Annotated in this window: 14 protein-coding genes and 1 tRNA gene; 5 read left to right on the top strand and 10 right to left on the bottom strand. The window is 62.6% G+C overall.

Going from position 1 to position 13,957, the window contains the following annotated elements:
- Position 1: 1 nt before the first annotated feature.
- Positions 2-520: a lipoprotein signal peptidase gene (locus H6979_00370; protein MCP5138300.1), complete on the top strand. Its 519-nt coding sequence runs from the start codon at positions 2-4 to the stop codon at positions 518-520.
- A 19-nt stretch (positions 521-539) separates the two neighbouring features.
- Here H6979_00370 and H6979_00375 read toward each other — a convergent pair whose 3' ends face one another.
- From H6979_00375 to H6979_00415, 9 genes are all read right to left on the bottom strand, one after another.
- Positions 540-1,085: a nuclear transport factor 2 family protein gene (locus H6979_00375; protein MCP5138301.1), complete on the bottom strand. Its 546-nt coding sequence runs from the start codon at positions 1,083-1,085 to the stop codon at positions 540-542.
- Positions 1,086-1,128: 43 nt separating this feature from the next.
- Entirely contained in the window at positions 1,129-1,596 is a 468-nt protein-coding gene (locus H6979_00380; GenBank protein ID MCP5138302.1) for a prepilin-type N-terminal cleavage/methylation domain-containing protein, read from the bottom strand.
- A gap of 3 nt (positions 1,597-1,599) precedes the next feature.
- Positions 1,600-4,860 carry a VWA domain-containing protein gene (locus H6979_00385; protein MCP5138303.1) on the bottom strand — a complete coding sequence of 1,087 codons (3,261 nt, stop codon included), beginning with the start codon at positions 4,858-4,860 and terminating at the stop codon, positions 1,600-1,602.
- A 29-nt stretch (positions 4,861-4,889) separates the two neighbouring features.
- Positions 4,890-5,264, bottom strand: coding sequence for a hypothetical protein (locus H6979_00390; protein MCP5138304.1), 375 nt, complete (start codon positions 5,262-5,264; stop codon positions 4,890-4,892).
- Complete coding sequence (locus H6979_00395; protein ID MCP5138305.1) at positions 5,261-5,698, bottom strand: pilus assembly PilX N-terminal domain-containing protein; 438 nt, start codon at positions 5,696-5,698, stop codon at positions 5,261-5,263. The genes H6979_00390 and H6979_00395 overlap by 4 nt, the downstream gene beginning before the upstream one ends.
- A 7-nt stretch (positions 5,699-5,705) precedes the next feature.
- Entirely contained in the window at positions 5,706-6,668 is a 963-nt protein-coding gene (locus H6979_00400; GenBank protein ID MCP5138306.1) for a PilW family protein, read from the bottom strand.
- Entirely contained in the window at positions 6,665-7,138 is a 474-nt protein-coding gene (gene pilV / locus H6979_00405) for a type IV pilus modification protein PilV (GenBank protein MCP5138307.1), read from the bottom strand. Before pilV ends, H6979_00400 begins: the two co-directional genes overlap by 4 nt.
- Entirely contained in the window at positions 7,135-7,728 is a 594-nt protein-coding gene (locus H6979_00410) for a GspH/FimT family pseudopilin (protein ID MCP5138308.1), read from the bottom strand. The genes pilV and H6979_00410 overlap by 4 nt, the downstream gene beginning before the upstream one ends.
- A 127-nt stretch (positions 7,729-7,855) precedes the next feature.
- Entirely contained in the window at positions 7,856-8,359 is a 504-nt protein-coding gene (locus tag H6979_00415; GenBank protein ID MCP5138309.1) for a GspH/FimT family pseudopilin, read from the bottom strand.
- A gap of 263 nt (positions 8,360-8,622) precedes the next feature.
- Here H6979_00415 and H6979_00420 point away from each other — a divergent pair, with 263 nt between their 5' ends.
- The 4 genes from H6979_00420 to H6979_00435 all read left to right on the top strand — a co-directional run bounded on the left by H6979_00420 (position 8,623) and on the right by H6979_00435 (position 11,150).
- Positions 8,623-8,952, top strand: a complete 330-nt coding sequence (locus H6979_00420) for a transcriptional repressor (GenBank protein ID MCP5138310.1) — start codon at positions 8,623-8,625, stop codon at positions 8,950-8,952.
- A gap of 73 nt (positions 8,953-9,025) precedes the next feature.
- Positions 9,026-9,101 (top strand) — tRNA-Thr (locus H6979_00425).
- Between the two features lie 82 nt (positions 9,102-9,183).
- Positions 9,184-9,840 (top strand): response regulator, encoded by a 657-nt coding sequence (locus H6979_00430; protein ID MCP5138311.1) that lies wholly within the window; start codon positions 9,184-9,186, stop codon positions 9,838-9,840.
- Complete coding sequence (locus H6979_00435; protein ID MCP5138312.1) at positions 9,837-11,150, top strand: sensor histidine kinase N-terminal domain-containing protein; 1,314 nt, start codon at positions 9,837-9,839, stop codon at positions 11,148-11,150. The genes H6979_00430 and H6979_00435 overlap by 4 nt, the downstream gene beginning before the upstream one ends.
- Here the strand turns inward: H6979_00435 and H6979_00440 are convergent.
- On the bottom strand, positions 11,143-13,842 hold the full coding sequence (locus H6979_00440) for an ERAP1-like C-terminal domain-containing protein (GenBank protein MCP5138313.1): 2,700 nt from the start codon (positions 13,840-13,842) through the stop codon (positions 11,143-11,145). The genes H6979_00435 and H6979_00440 overlap by 8 nt on opposite strands.
- Between the last annotated feature and the right edge of the window lie 115 nt (positions 13,843-13,957).

The raw sequence follows: 13,957 nt of genomic DNA on the forward strand, positions 1-13,957 counted from the left end.
AATGGAAGCTGCTGCAGAACCTGAGCACAAGCCAGTGCCCGGACGTGTCACCTGGCGATGGCTGCTGCTTGCAGTCGTGGTGGTGCTTCTGGACCAGTGGACCAAGAAACTGGTCGTCGGACATTTCGAACTGTTTGAGCGGCTGCCGGTGATGCCGTTTCTTGATCTGGTGCGATTGCACAACACCGGTGCCGCGTTCAGTTTTCTGGCGAATGCCTCTGGCTGGCAGAACTGGTTTTTCGGCCTGACTGCGCTGGCCGTAAGTGCAGTCCTGTTGTGGTGGTTTGTTCAGCAGCCCGCCGGCAGGGTGGTGGTGCCGCTGGGGCTCGTGCTGGTGCTTGGTGGCGCGATCGGCAATCTCATCGACCGGCTGGCACAGGGCTATGTCGTCGATTTCGTGCTGCTGTATTACGACCGCTGGTCGTTTCCGGCATTCAACGTCGCTGATGCGGGAATCACCGTTGGCGTAATCCTGTTGCTGTTCGACGGATTCTTTCTGGAGCGGCGGCGCTCGTCCTGAGGCGGGACGGCGCCAGCAATTACTGCCATTTCTTCTGAATGGCCTGCCAGCGCTGCATGGCGCGGGTGTGGCAGCCTGAAAACTTCTCGTGGTCGACATCGCGCTCCATCAACTTCATCAGGTACATCGGCGCAGTCATCGGTGATTCGGCCCAGTGTATATAGCGCCAGCCCTCTGCAGTCCGGCGAAGCACTGCGCTGACCCGGATCTCTTCGCCGATGGGCTTGCGACCAATGATCTTCATCTCGAAATGCATCCACCATACTGCGATGGCGAGATCCGGTGCGATGAGCTTCACCGTGATGTCGCGCATCTCCTCGCGGATGCCCTGGACTGCCGGGCTGGGCTGGGCCGGTGCCAGATAGTTTTTCAGCGGCTCCCAGCCGATGAACCAGTCGTCCTGCTCTTCGGCCAGGTAGAACGGCACAGGCTCGGCAGGATCCCATAACTCCACAACCTTGCTGAAATCCTGCGTGTTCCAGGCTTCCGCGGTTGCGTGGATGACCGTGATCACGGCCGCAGTACTGGTGTCCGTGGAGGTGGCCGGGCTGCTGGTGCGGGTCATGTCAGTCGATCCTTGGCGGGAGTGTGCGGGATGATCCTGGAGATCAGCGCCAGCAGGTGCTGCTGATCTCGCCATTGCTGACGCCGTCTGAATTGGTCGCGGTGCGCTGGCCGCTTTGGTCGATGCTGAAGGATGCGCAGTTGGCGTCATCGCGCTGTGACTGGTCGGGCCGGGCAGTTGCGGTTGCGATGTAGCCGACGACAGCTCCGTCTGCCGCCGGCTCTACGCTGAGATCGTAGAGTCCGTGTTCCGTGCCGCCGAGGCCCAGTCCGGCCGGCGGCGGATCGCCCAGTTCGTCGGCGGTCGTCGCATAGCGGTTGTTCTGCAGGTAAAAACGCTCTTCAGCGGCCGACAGCCGCAGCAGCGCGGTGGTGGCATCGGTGCGGTTGGCGCGACGGACGTACTGCCGGTACCCCGCAACACTAGCACTGGTCAGGATCGCCATGATCACCATGACGATCATCAGCTCGACGAGCGTAAAGCCCGTGCCACATGCCGGCGCACGGCGCACCGCTTACTGACTCTCGTCCTGGAACCAGTAGGTGCGCCGGACGACGCGCCGGCTGATGCCCAGCTCATCGCCAGACAGGCACTCCGGCCCGACACAGATGCTGGTCTCGCCGTTATCGCTGCGAATACGGTTGATGGTGATCACCGGAATGCCCGAGCGCAATTCGCGGAAGCGGTCACTGAGGGTGAGTGGTCCGTCATCGACCGACCTGTCGAAGTTGGTACGCGGGCTGCCATCGAAACTGCTGATCGCATACAGACGGTTGATGCCTGTGCCGGCCGAACATTCACTGACCGTCTCACCGGGCGTGAAGCTCGTGAAAAACACCGTATTGTCGAGCGTCAGAGATTCACCGAGCACTTTTTCTCCGGGACCCTGGTTGAGCCGCAGGCGCCAGCCGGCGGTACTGAAAGCCAGCGCGGGCGAGGGGTCGTCGCTTATGTCCGCCAGCTGACCGATGGAGACGGGAGTGGCCGGATAGTCGGCACTGTCGATCACGCCGTAGGCGTTGAAGTCGCGTATCGAGAAGAACTGCTCGCTGATCGTCGTATCCAGCGGGTGACCACGATACCCCGAACCGATATTCAGCAGGATGACCAGTTTCCGGTTGATGATTGTCGGCACGACATCCGGAGCCGCATAGAAGCGGCGCAGATCGGCGGCCGTCGCATCCGGAGCCACGGCCGCACCGCCGAGCGATGCGAGCACGCCGCCTTCAACCAGGTTCGCTGGCTGCTGGCCATTGACGATGTCGAAGCGCCAGATTCGCCCGCCCATGTCGCCGACATACATCCGGTCGGCGAGGCCGTCGCCATTGAGATCGAGCGGGCGCACTGGTGCGGGTATCGAGTGCTGCATGTATTCGAGTTTCAGGCTGTGGTCGCTGACGGCATTCGGGTTACCCGCGCTCCAGATGTATTCCCCGCTCAGCAAATCCACCATGTAGATCGCATTACCCACCGTATCCGTCCGGTAGCTGCGGTTGTCCTGACCGGGGTCGTAGCCACCGCCAAATACCACGACGTCGGTGATTGCGTTGCCGATGCGCACCTTGCCGGTGCCGGGTGTCGACCACGTCTGGCCAAGGTCGGCAAACCCCGGGGTGCCGCTGCTGATCTCCCACAACAGGCGGGGTGCATCCCTTGCTGTCACGTCGACAGCGAAGACGCCATCACCGCCGCGCCCCATGCCGAACAGCAGGATGGCGCGCTCTTCACCGCTCAGGCCGGGCCGACCATCGTCATTGAGTATGACCAGGCTGATCTCGCCGTCCAGACCATAGTGCTTGGTCGCACTCTCTTCGTTGAGATACAGCGGATAAAGCCCGGTGAGCAGTCTGGCGGGCAGGAAGGCCCACAGTTCCTCGCCCGTCTGGCTGTCGAAGGCATGCAGAAAACCGTCGTTGGTAGACAGGAAGACGCTGCCGACCGGGTCATTCACCGTACCGCCGTAAAGCAGGGTGACCGGCTGTACATGCAGCGCATCGCCCATGTCGTGTCGCGTTTCAGCCAGATTGCCATCCTGATCCCGGTCGCGGACGTCGCGGCCGAGCGTCCATTCAATCAGGTCGCGTTGCTCATCCGGCGGTACGCTGGCCAGTGCCGCGATGAGATTGGTGTTGTCCACCGTGATCCGGTTGCTGGCAGCGCTGAGATTGTTGCCGGTGAGGTTGCTGAACAGCCGACGCTGACTGCTGTCAGGCAGCTGGCCTGCTGCTCCGCCTTCATTTACCCGGTCGCCATCGGGTTGATCGGACCAGAAGCTGAAGGCGTCACGCTTGAAAAGCCCGGTGACCGGATCGATGACCGCCGCGCCATTCTGACCCACCAGTTCGCCATCAGTAAAACGGTACTTCTTCAGGTTGCCGGTCCAGCGCGTACGCTCCGATGGCTTGAAGACCGAGAGGAAAACCTCGTTGAGGTTTTCCGTCCTGTTGAAGGCATTCACGGGCACGGTCGGCGCAGCAAAGCTGCCAGCGCTGTCGAAGATGGACAGCACGATGCCGCTCAGCGCTGTGGTGAGGCTGGCGGTATCGTCGACCATGTGATACTGGCCGCCGCCGCGCACCGCGGTGCTTTCGAGCAGCGGGAAGTCAGCCGCGAAGCCGATGGTATGGGTGATTACATTCTGTATGCCGGGGAGGGCCGGGCTCAGATCGTAGCGGGCCAGATAGGCTGCCAGATCGTCGAGGCAGTGGCCCTCGCCGCTGCCATCGCAGGCCGGTGCCACGGTCGCGGCAAAGCCGGGGAGGGCAAGGATCTTGCTGACCGCCCCGGCATCGGCGGAGGGTTCGCCATCGGTGAGCAGAATGATGAAGTTCTTGCTGCAGGCTTCGTCGAGCGGTGACTTGTACAGCGCACCGTTCGGGTCGTTGCCGACACGTGACGCAGCGACGCTGCGGCCATCGACAGTGTTGCCGTAATCAACCGCACGCCCCATGAAATACTGGGTTGCTTCGTACAGGGTTTCAGACAGCGGCGTCTGGCCGCTCGGCGACAGGTCATTGACGATGTTCTGTACGTTGTCCCGTGAGGTCTCGATGTTTTCAAGCGCCGCAACCACGCGGCCACCCTCATCGCGATTGAAGCGCATCACGCCCACCTTGACGTTTCTGAGGCTGGTCGTGAGGTTGTTGACTGCCTGTTTGACGATATCGAGGCGGCTTCTCTGCACCGTTGGCGGATTGGTATTCCAGTTGAGCCAGTTCCCGTCATAGATGGTGTAACGGTTGTTCCAGGCGGGTTCCTGCGCTTCAGTGGCCGCCCAGGGACCCTCCGGTCCATTGGCGGCAAAATGTTCGCTGCCTGACCCCTGGCCATTCACGCCGCGATCGCTCACGCATTCGATCGGGCTCCCGGCTCGTTCGCCGCTCAGCCTGTCCCAGCGTTCACGACTCTCGTCCCAGCTGAGCAGGAAATCGGCGTAGTAGCCAACCGCTGCCAGCGGTTGCGCGCTGGTCGCACAGTAGTTGACGGACTTCGGTACCAGGTCAGGGCTGTCACAGGGCGGTGTGGTGGCCGTTGTCGTGAAGTACAGGGCGTCGCTCCGGTAGCAACCGTCAAAACTCGCATCCGGATCGAAGGGCACCTGGGTTTCGACCAGCGTATTCATGCTGCCCGAGGTGTCGATGATGAACAGCACGTTGGCGTCGGTGACGGTCTCGCTCCGGTCGCTGAGAAAAAGCTCCGAGTCATCGGCCTGCACGGGGAGTGCAGTACCGAGGAGGACCACTGTGCAGAGAAGTCCGCACAACTGTTGCGGCATGCGCCCGTATCGGTGTGAGGTATTCCTGTTCATCGGGGTTGGGTCGGCCGTGGCAGGTCGAGCACCACCCGCCTGACCCGCAGCGTTTGCGGTTCATAGAACACGTGGACGAGTGTCTGTGGATTGCCGCTGGCCGCACGGTAAATCTCCAGTACCGCAGCCTGGCCGGCCGGTTGCCGTTCACTGAGGCTGGAATACCAGCGGGTCGCTGCGGTGACGCGCAGCGCCACGATCGGGCATCCGGCGCAGGGGCGTACCGTCAGTTGTGCATCGGGCCGCGCTGGCAGCTCAACCTGCGCGGGACCGAGTTCGAAAGCCTGCTCGATCTGCCGGATCGCCGCATGGCCAGCTGACAGCCAGGTTGCCAGCAACAGGAATGCCGCACTCTGCAACCTGATGTTCATCGGCCTGAGGCCCCTGTGACTGCGAATCCCTGTACCAGACGCGCACGTGCCCCGCGCTGCCCGGTGGTGCCGTCGGCATGTACCTCATAGTTGAAGGTCGGCACGGTGATCGAGTTGCCCTGCGTCATCGATTCACCGCGATAGCACACCATCGTGGTGTAGCTGCCGCCGAGCGCGTCGATCGCCACCGGTGCGTCAGTGGTGGCGGTGTCGCAACTGACGCCAGTAGCTGGATCACCCGCACGCAGGACCGTATCGATGCCGGTCTGCGCGAGCTGCCAGGCGTTCTGGCGATACTGGGTGTTGCCGGCCATCAGCAAACCAAGGCTGGCGGTGCGCATCGTCGATATTGCAAGAATGGTGAGCACCATCAGCAGCACCAGACTGATGATCAGAACCGCACCGCGCTGTTCGTGCATTTGTCGTGCATGCATGGACATGTCAGGACCCCTGGTTGTTCAGGTAAATGGTCTTGCTGATCTGCACGCGCCTTGCACTGGACGGATAATCGTCCGTGCCCGCAATGAGATCACCGAGGTCGGCGTCGGGGGTGGCGTAGTGCTGCGTATCGCTCCAGCCCTGATCGTCCGCTGCCGTGCCGACCAGCATCCAGAGGCGTACGGCAACAACCGCTGCATCGTCCGTGACCAACGGATTGTCCCCGTCTACATAACGGTCCACGCCACCATCGCCGTTGGTGTCGATGCCCAGCTGGACCTGCAGGTTTTCCACGCCGGGAATGACCTCATCTTCGCCAAGGCTGCCGTCGGCGCGGAGTGTCAGTCGGCGCAGCGAAGGCTGACTGGTGTCGAAGCTGGAACGCTCGTTCACGTAGTAGGCACTGACCACGACATTGTGCCGCGCGGAATCCGCGCCGAGATCCGGCGATATGCCGTCGGCAAATATCCGGCCGTGGGCAAGACTGGTTTGTACCTGCAGTCGTCCGGCTTCAGGTACGGGCTGTGTGCCGCCTGACCATGGCTCCGCATGACGCAGTGTCAGCACATCGCTGCCGGCGCGCGGACTGTTGGCAAAGGCGTTGCAGGGGAGGTCGTAGCGGTCGTCGCTGACTTCGACCGGTACGCCGACCCTGAGTGCCCACGCCGCGACATCCGGGCTGCCGCTGCAGGGCACGGTGACGCCGGCCGGGACTTCGATCATGGCGGGTTCGGCATTCCGCCCCCAGTAGCGTGCCAGGCGGATATCCGGCTCGATCGTGTCGAGTGCAAAGCGGGCGCTTTCCTGCAGGCGTGAGAGGCTGTCGCTGGCCCGATAAGTGTTCTTGCTCTGGCTGTACATATAGAGCGCGCCGCCGATCAGGAACAGGCCGATAGACATCGCGACCATCAGTTCGATCAGGGTCATGCCGCCTTGCTTCGGTGCCGGGGACGCTGCGGAACTCATGGCTGCAGCCTCAGGCTGTAACTGGCCGCTTCGGTTTGACCGATTTCCGGCCACGCCAGGGTAATGGTGTAGACCGGCGAAGGCGCCGCATCCACCTGTATCTCGGCGCTTGCCCCCTGAGGCAGCTGCGCTTCGATGTCGCTATTCCAGCTGAACCAGTCGTCCTCGGCGAGTTGAACCGGCGTGCAGTCCGCATCGCCGTTGACGCAGGACTCGTCAGTGCCGGGACCGGTGCCGGCATAGGCGTTGCCGGCGGGCAGGTTGGCGCGGATACGGTCCGCCATGTCGGCGGCAAGATTGACGGCAGTTGTCCGGTAAACGGCGGTGCGCCCGGCCCGCAGGCCTTCAAGATAGAGCGCCGCGATACCGAGCATGCCAACCGACATCACCACCAGTGCGACAAGTACTTCGACAAGCGTAAAGCCACGCGCAGCGGAGGATATTCTTGTGCGGACAGCGCGCATGGTCATCGGCAGCCACCCAGCGGGTTGATGTCGGTGTCCTGCAAATCGGAACGCATGCGCCGGATCTCCGGCTGTCCGGTCGGCTGCACGCGGATCCAGCGTCCGGCAGCCACGCCGCCACCGGTATCACGATCGCCGCGCGCATCGCAGATCTGGATGTCGGTTGTGGATTCCGCGACGCGCAAGGTACCGGCAGCGGAAAAGGTGATCCGCCCGCCGCTGTCGGCCGGAAAAACACTCAGCTCCAGAACCGGGCCGGAGCCGACAGGGCCGTGTCGTTGCACGATTGGCTCTCCCGCATCGACTGCCGCGTTGTCGTCACTGTCGATGAAAACCAGCCATCCATCCTTCAGGTCGCCGTCTGCCTGACAGCTCGTTCCCGCCGCATTTGCCGGACACAGTACGACGCTGGCCTGCCGGCTGATCGCCTCGCCGCGGGCGGCATGCAGACTGCTTACGAGGTCGTTGACCGCGGTGCTCATGCGGCTGTTGCTCAACATGTCGTTGAACGCGGGGACGCCCAGTCCCAGCGCGAGCGCCAGAACCGAGATGATGACCATGAGTTCGATGAGGCTGAAGCCTTCTTTTTTATGCACCGCAACGCCCGACAGGAGACTTTTTCTTCAGGGCCTATCGTGCCCGCATCGGTGGCGCAGGGGAAACGCTGCCGATAACCGGCAATGCATTCGGGATGACCGGGGAAACTGAAATTCATTCAGGTTGTTATGACGGACATCTAAACTGATTGCTCGCAGGAACTGCTGCAGCACGAGGTCGGCCGGTATAGCTCACGATTACGCTTCTTGCGGCGTCGGGTCCACGACGGTCGCAAAAATTCAGGGTGCCGTTCACTGATCGTTTGCCAAAGGGCCGGAACACGAAAGCGCTGCGGTTGGCTGTGATCACGCCACCCGGATAGCCGGACCCAGCCTGCAGGACTGTCTCGCCAGCATCGACCTGCGGCGGATCGTCACGATCGCGGTTGACGAAAACGATGAAGCCCGACTGCCAGGCTTGTGCATGGTTGCAGGTCCTGCCGTCGGTACTCCGGCAGAGCACCACATCGGTGCCGTACTTTTCCGCTTCCTGTCGCGCGAGGTGAATGCCATGCACATAGCGATTGACCTGTGCGACCATGTCGGCATCGAGCAGCAGCGTGCTGAATGCGGGTACGGCCAGCGTTGCGAGCACGCCCGCCAGCACGCCGACGAGCAGAAGTTCGAGCAAGCTGAATCCTGCCTGGTTTTGCATAAGTCACCGGACGGATACGCTAGCGCAGCATTCGGGCGCAGAACACGCGCCAATCAGCCGAAAGTCGCGGGATTTGCCTGGCGTGATGCCGGTTTGGTTTACACAGTGGCAGTCGGGTGGCTAAAATTCCACCATTCAAGGATGTTGTGACTGGAGTCCCAGTGAGTTTACGTACCCGGATCGAAGACACCCTGCGCGAGCATGGCGTGACCCCGACGGCGCAGCGCATCGAGGTCAGCATGCTGCTGCTCGCTGAACCCTGTCACAAGTCGGCTGACCAGATCCTCCAGACCCTGCGCAGCAATGGCAGCCGGGTCTCCAAGGCCACGGTCTACAACACGCTGAACCTGCTCTCCAGCAAGGGCATCCTGCGGGCGATCTCGCTTGATCCCACGCGGATCGTCTACGACTCCACGACGGTTGTGCACCACCACTTCCTCAATGAGGATACCGGCGAACTGATGGATATCGATCCCAGCCAGGTGGAGTTGCAGAAGCTCCCAGCCCTGCCGCCAGGCATGCGTGCCGAGAGCGTCGAACTGATCATCCGGGTCCGCCCCAGCAAGTAGCCTGTCAGCCGCAAGCGTTGCGGGGCTGCGTTGATTGATGGCCCCGGGTCCTTTCCCTATACTGCGCGCCGGCGCCGGGGTAGCTCAGTTGGTAGAGCACCGCATTCGTAATGCGGGGGTCGGAGGTTCAAATCCTCTCCCCGGCACCAAGCCGTCAACGACCACGGCGTGCCTTAAGCAAAAGCTCATATCAGTCGTATACATTGGCAAGTCCTCGGCCTGGGACTGATGATGTATCTGCTGCTTCTGGAAGATGACCTCAATCTGGGGCGAGCGCTGCACAAGCTGCTGCAGCGCCAATACCGGGTGCACTGGCTGAGAACCCTTGCTGCTGCTCGTGCCCATATGGAGCAGGGTGGCTACGACCTGGTGTTGCTTGACCTCGGATTGCCGGACGGCGACGGTGTCGACTGGCTGAGGTCGCTGCGGGCCGCAGGCTCCCAGGTTCCGGTTCTCGTCATCTCCGCCAGGGATCGCCTCGATGACCGGGTGCGCGGGCTGGACACGGGGGCAGACGACTATCTGGTCAAGCCCTTTGAGCCGGACGAGCTGCTGGCTCGCATCCGTGTGCTCCTGCGTCGCAAGGCCGGTAGCGCGGAGCCTCGCCTGACTGCGGGCAGCCTGGTCTTTGCGACCGACACCCATCAGGTGTACCTCGATGGCGAGGAAATCAGCCTGTCACCGAAGGAGCATCAGATACTGGCGGTGTTGATGCAGTCTGTCGACAAGCCGGTCAGCCGCGAACGACTCAACCGGCAGCTTTACGGGCTGGGCGAGGGGGTCGATTCAAATACCCTCGAAGTACATATTCACGGTTTGCGAAAGCTGCTGGGCAAGGAGAGGATCGAAACGATCCGCGGCTACGGTTACAGGCTGGTGCCCTTGTGAAACTCCGCTTGTCACAGCTGGTGCTGCTTCTGGCGGTGACGACGGTTGCCACCGCCGTCGCCGGGCTCGTCGCGACTTATCGTACGGCCGACCACGAACTTCGCCATGTGCTCGACGAGGATCTGGAAAGCCAAACCCGCATGCTTGCCAAGCTGCTGGCTGCCGGCCGCATCGACATGCCCCGGGCGGAACTCGCGTTACTGCTTACCAGGGCATTCAAGCCGGATGAGGACGATGCCCTGTGGGCCAGCGTCTACGACCTTTCCACCAATCAGCTGGCGAGCAACCTTCCGCACAACCTGAAACTGAAGTCGCCGGACAGCGGCAATGTGAGCCTGCGGTGGGGTGGACACGACTGGCGCGGTTACCAACGCCGTGAAGCGGAACTGGTAGTCCAGTTGCTGCGCCGGGCCGATCTCTATGCGGACGTCCAGGGGGATATCGTCGAGGACATCGTGGTGCCGGTCGTTGCCGGGTCCGCTATCAATCTGCTGTTGCTGGGTGCCTTCCTTGGCCTGCTGCTGTGGCCGCTGTCCCGGTTGGTCCGGCAGCTGGAAAGCCGCAATGCTGATTCGCTCGAACCGCTGACCGTTCGTACCCCGATTGCCGAAATCGGTGTACTGCGCGACGCCCTGAACAGATTGATGGAGGGTATCGATTCAGTCCTGCGGAGAGAGCGGCAGTTCAGCAATGATGTGGCCCATGAACTGCGCACACCGCTCACCACGCTGAAGCTGGAACTCGCCGGTCCAGACCCGGATCTCGCCATGCTGGGTACTGAAGTGAACCGGATTGCGCGCGTCGTCGAGCAACTCCTGACCCTCGCCCGAATCGAGGAGGGTCACTGGCGTGCCAGCTTCGCACAGATCCGGTTTGCTGATTTCTGGGCTGCCGAAGGGCCGCACATTGCCAGTCAGCTTGCAGCTGCACGGATGGAACTGGAGGCCGATATCCAGCCGGTCGCCATCGCCGGCGACGCCGTGCTGATCCAGGTATTGATCCAGAACCTGGTCCGGAACGTCATGCAACACTGCGCGCAGCACACCCGGATCCACATCAGCATGACCAGCGAGTCGGGGCAACCGGTACTCGCCATCAGCGACAACGGCCCCGGGATGGCCCCGGATCAGCTTGAACGACTGAATGCTGGCAGCTTCACCCGCATGGACAGCAAGCATGAGGGCCTCGGTCTTGGCCTGGCCATCTGCCACCGCATCGCCCAGGTTCACGGTGCCCGCCTTGTTTTTGCCGCCAATCCGGGCGGTGCGCCGGGCCTGCGTGTTGAAGTCCGCTTCCCGCTGATCATCTAATGGCGGCGTCCGTCGCCTGGAAAGCCGCAGCGGCTTCCGCGTGCTTGACGGTCACGAGCGCTGTACAGAGCTCTATTCCCTCGAGAGTTTCGGCCAGCGTACGGTCGGCACCGTCCAGGTGGCTGACGATGGGTGTGAAGAACCCCTCGAGTTCATCGCGCTCGGCTCTGGTGCAGAAACCGGCGCCGACAGTGGGAAACCAGCGATGACCGAAGTGGGACACCCGGGCGGTGAAGGTCTCGTCGTTTGCCTTGAACCAGTTGAAGGTGGCCCGGCGCTGGCTGGGGCGCGCCGCCAGCCCGAAGGCGATCGCGGTGGGCTCACGTCCGCGCAGCCGCGGGTCGAGTAACAGTTTGCGCACACGCTCGCCGACCCCGGGGTCGTCGGTTGCACTGAGCCCGGTAGCCGCCTGACCGCGAAACTGGCTGTCGTTGGACGCCAGCATCCGGTCAATGAGTGTCTCCGCAAAAGGTGCTCCGTATTCCTGCACGCCGACCTGCAGTGCCACATCGACGAGCGCAGGCGATACGGCGCTGGTATCCAGGGCCGTCTCCGGATTTGCATTGGTTTTTCCCATGCGGATATAGCGCCGTGCCTTGGCAGCCAGGCTCGAGCGTAGCTCGGGATCGCGCGCCTCCAGCGCCAGGAAGCGGATGAGATTGGTCTGGAATATTGCCTGTTCCGGCGTTGTCGCCGGGCCGTCCTTCTCGAGCGCATCAAGTCGTGGACGGTACAGGCTTCGCATCAGCGCCCGCACTGCATCGGCGTTTTCGGGCGCGAGATAGTCGCGCAGCCGTATCAGGTCGCTATCCGGTGCCAGAACGACCTCGGGATAGGGTGACCGGGCCATGATTCTCATCGCCTCGACCAGTGACCCGGTGGACAGCCGGTTTGCCTGGTAAGCGGCAGAGAGGCTGTCCGCCACCGCCAGTGCTTCGGCCTCACCGAGCTGGTCGAAATGCGTCATGAGCGCGCGCCAGCCATCGTCGTCGAAGCCAAAGCGGTAGTAGCCGGCGCCGTTGGCGTTGGGCATGACAAAAGTCGGGCAGCCTGCCGACTGCAGCGGAATGCTGGTTGTTGATTCAGTGAGCAGGGTGCACAGCTTGCCACCGCCAGCCGTATCTCCGTAGCGCAGACAGAGCGGCAGCTGCCAGCTGCGCGCCGGGTCACCCCGGGAACCGATTGGCAGGTAGCGCGACTGTGCAAGCCGGAGCGAAACGCCGTCAGGCCCGCATTCGGGTTTTGTCGTGACCAGCGGGACGCCGGGCTGATCGATAAAGCTGCGAAACCCGGGAACGATATCCGCACGCCCCGAGCCCTGGGCCAGTGAGGCCATGAAATCTTCCACGTTCGCCACTGCGTATGGAAACCGGCGCATGTGTGCCCGGATTCCTGCGCGGAACCTGTCTTCGCCGAGATAGCTCTCGAACATGCCGAGTACTGCGGCACCTTTGAGATAGGTAATGCCGTCGAAGGCACTGCCGATATCCTGATTGCGGGTGACGGGCTGACGGATCTGTCGTGCGGCGATCCGGCTGTCGATCGTCATGGCGGCGGGGGTCTGCAGTGCCGGCACGACATCGAAACCCAGATCAGGGTTCCATGCGTCGCCGGCCTTGAACGACATCCAGCTTGCGAAGGCCTCGTTGAGCCAGATGTCGTCCCACCACCTGGGTGTCACCAGATCACCGAACCACTGATGCGCAAGTTCATGGGCATGAATCCCGCCAAAGCCGCGGCGCTCTTGCGGGGAGGGATGATCATCCAGAAGCAATCGGCTATCGCCATAGATGATGGCTCCGGCGTTCTCCATCCCGCCACCAGCTTCCGGCGAAGCGATCAGGTCGAGTTTGGGGTAGGGGAAGGGCGTATCGAAGTACGCTTCCAGGTAGTCGATGATGGCCGCGGTATTGTCGAGCGCGTATTTGAGCTTGGGGCCCTTGCCGCGGGTTGCGATGCCGCGCAGGAGCAGGGGCCGGTCGCGGATTGCATTCGGCGGTATCGCCGGTCCATCGACAACATCGAGTGGCCCGACAGCCAGCGCAATCAGGTAAGTGGGCAGCGGCAGGGTGGTCATGAACTCCACCCGTTTGAGTCCCGCGCCAGCCGGCTGCTCGCTGCGGATGGGCGTGTTGCCGATCACGACATTCGCCGGGCGCGTCGTTACGGCAATATCGAACGGCGTCTTGTAGCCGGGTTCATCGAAGCCCGGAAACATGCGTCGTGCATCGATCGGCTCGAACTGGGTGAATGCATAGGATTCCCCGGCCACAGTCGTGCGATACAGGCCCTCGCCGACCTTGTCGAGCGGTGCGCTGTACTGAATGCGCAGCGTGCCCCGGCCCGCCGGGACTGGTGCGGCGAAGTCGATCGCCGCCACACCGGTCGGGTCCAGCTGCTGGTAGCGGCCAGCCTGCGTGGTACCGGCAAGGCGGGTTCCGACAGCACCGGTGTACGTGGCAGAGGCGACCACCAGGCCGTTGCCGTGCAGGTGGATGAGCGGCGTCGGTGCGTCAACCTGAATGTCGATCTCGGTCGTTCCCGAGAACGTCGTCTGGTCCGGCAGTATTTCCAGTTCGAGCCGGTAGGCGAGTGGCCGTACAGTGCCGCCGAGCTTTCCGGTCGGGAAGGCTGTCTGAGCGGATGCCGGCAGGGCCACAAGGAGGGCAATCAGCAGGCTACAGAAGCGCATGGCAAATATGTCCTGACAGTGCAGTGGATGGATATCAGTGCAGCGGTGAGGCCATTTGAGGCAGGGTTCAGCGCACACCACTTCGCTGTTCCGGAGTACCGGTGTAGTGTAGCAG

The organism is Chromatiales bacterium, assembly GCA_024234935.1.
GTDB lineage: Bacteria > Pseudomonadota > Gammaproteobacteria > Steroidobacterales.

Bases quoted from the DNA above. Each gene is read 5' to 3' on its own strand.
- H6979_00420 (MCP5138310.1), top strand. From the start codon at position 8,623: ATGCTGCTGCTCGCTGAACCCTGTCACAAGTCGGCTGACCAGATCCTC.
- H6979_00390 (MCP5138304.1), bottom strand. From the start codon at position 5,264: ATGAACATCAGGTTGCAGAGTGCGGCATTCCTGTTGCTGGCAACCTGG.
- H6979_00370 (MCP5138300.1), top strand. From the start codon at position 2: ATGGAAGCTGCTGCAGAACCTGAGCACAAGCCAGTGCCCGGACGTGTC.
- H6979_00395 (MCP5138305.1), bottom strand. From the start codon at position 5,698: ATGCATGCACGACAAATGCACGAACAGCGCGGTGCGGTTCTGATCATC.
- H6979_00400 (MCP5138306.1), bottom strand. From the start codon at position 6,668: ATGAGTTCCGCAGCGTCCCCGGCACCGAAGCAAGGCGGCATGACCCTG.
- pilV (MCP5138307.1), bottom strand. From the start codon at position 7,138: ATGACCATGCGCGCTGTCCGCACAAGAATATCCTCCGCTGCGCGTGGC.
- H6979_00385 (MCP5138303.1), bottom strand. From the start codon at position 4,860: ATGCCGCAACAGTTGTGCGGACTTCTCTGCACAGTGGTCCTCCTCGGT.
- H6979_00440 (MCP5138313.1), bottom strand. From the start codon at position 13,842: ATGCGCTTCTGTAGCCTGCTGATTGCCCTCCTTGTGGCCCTGCCGGCA.
- H6979_00375 (MCP5138301.1), bottom strand. From the start codon at position 1,085: ATGACCCGCACCAGCAGCCCGGCCACCTCCACGGACACCAGTACTGCG.
- H6979_00430 (MCP5138311.1), top strand. From the start codon at position 9,184: ATGTATCTGCTGCTTCTGGAAGATGACCTCAATCTGGGGCGAGCGCTG.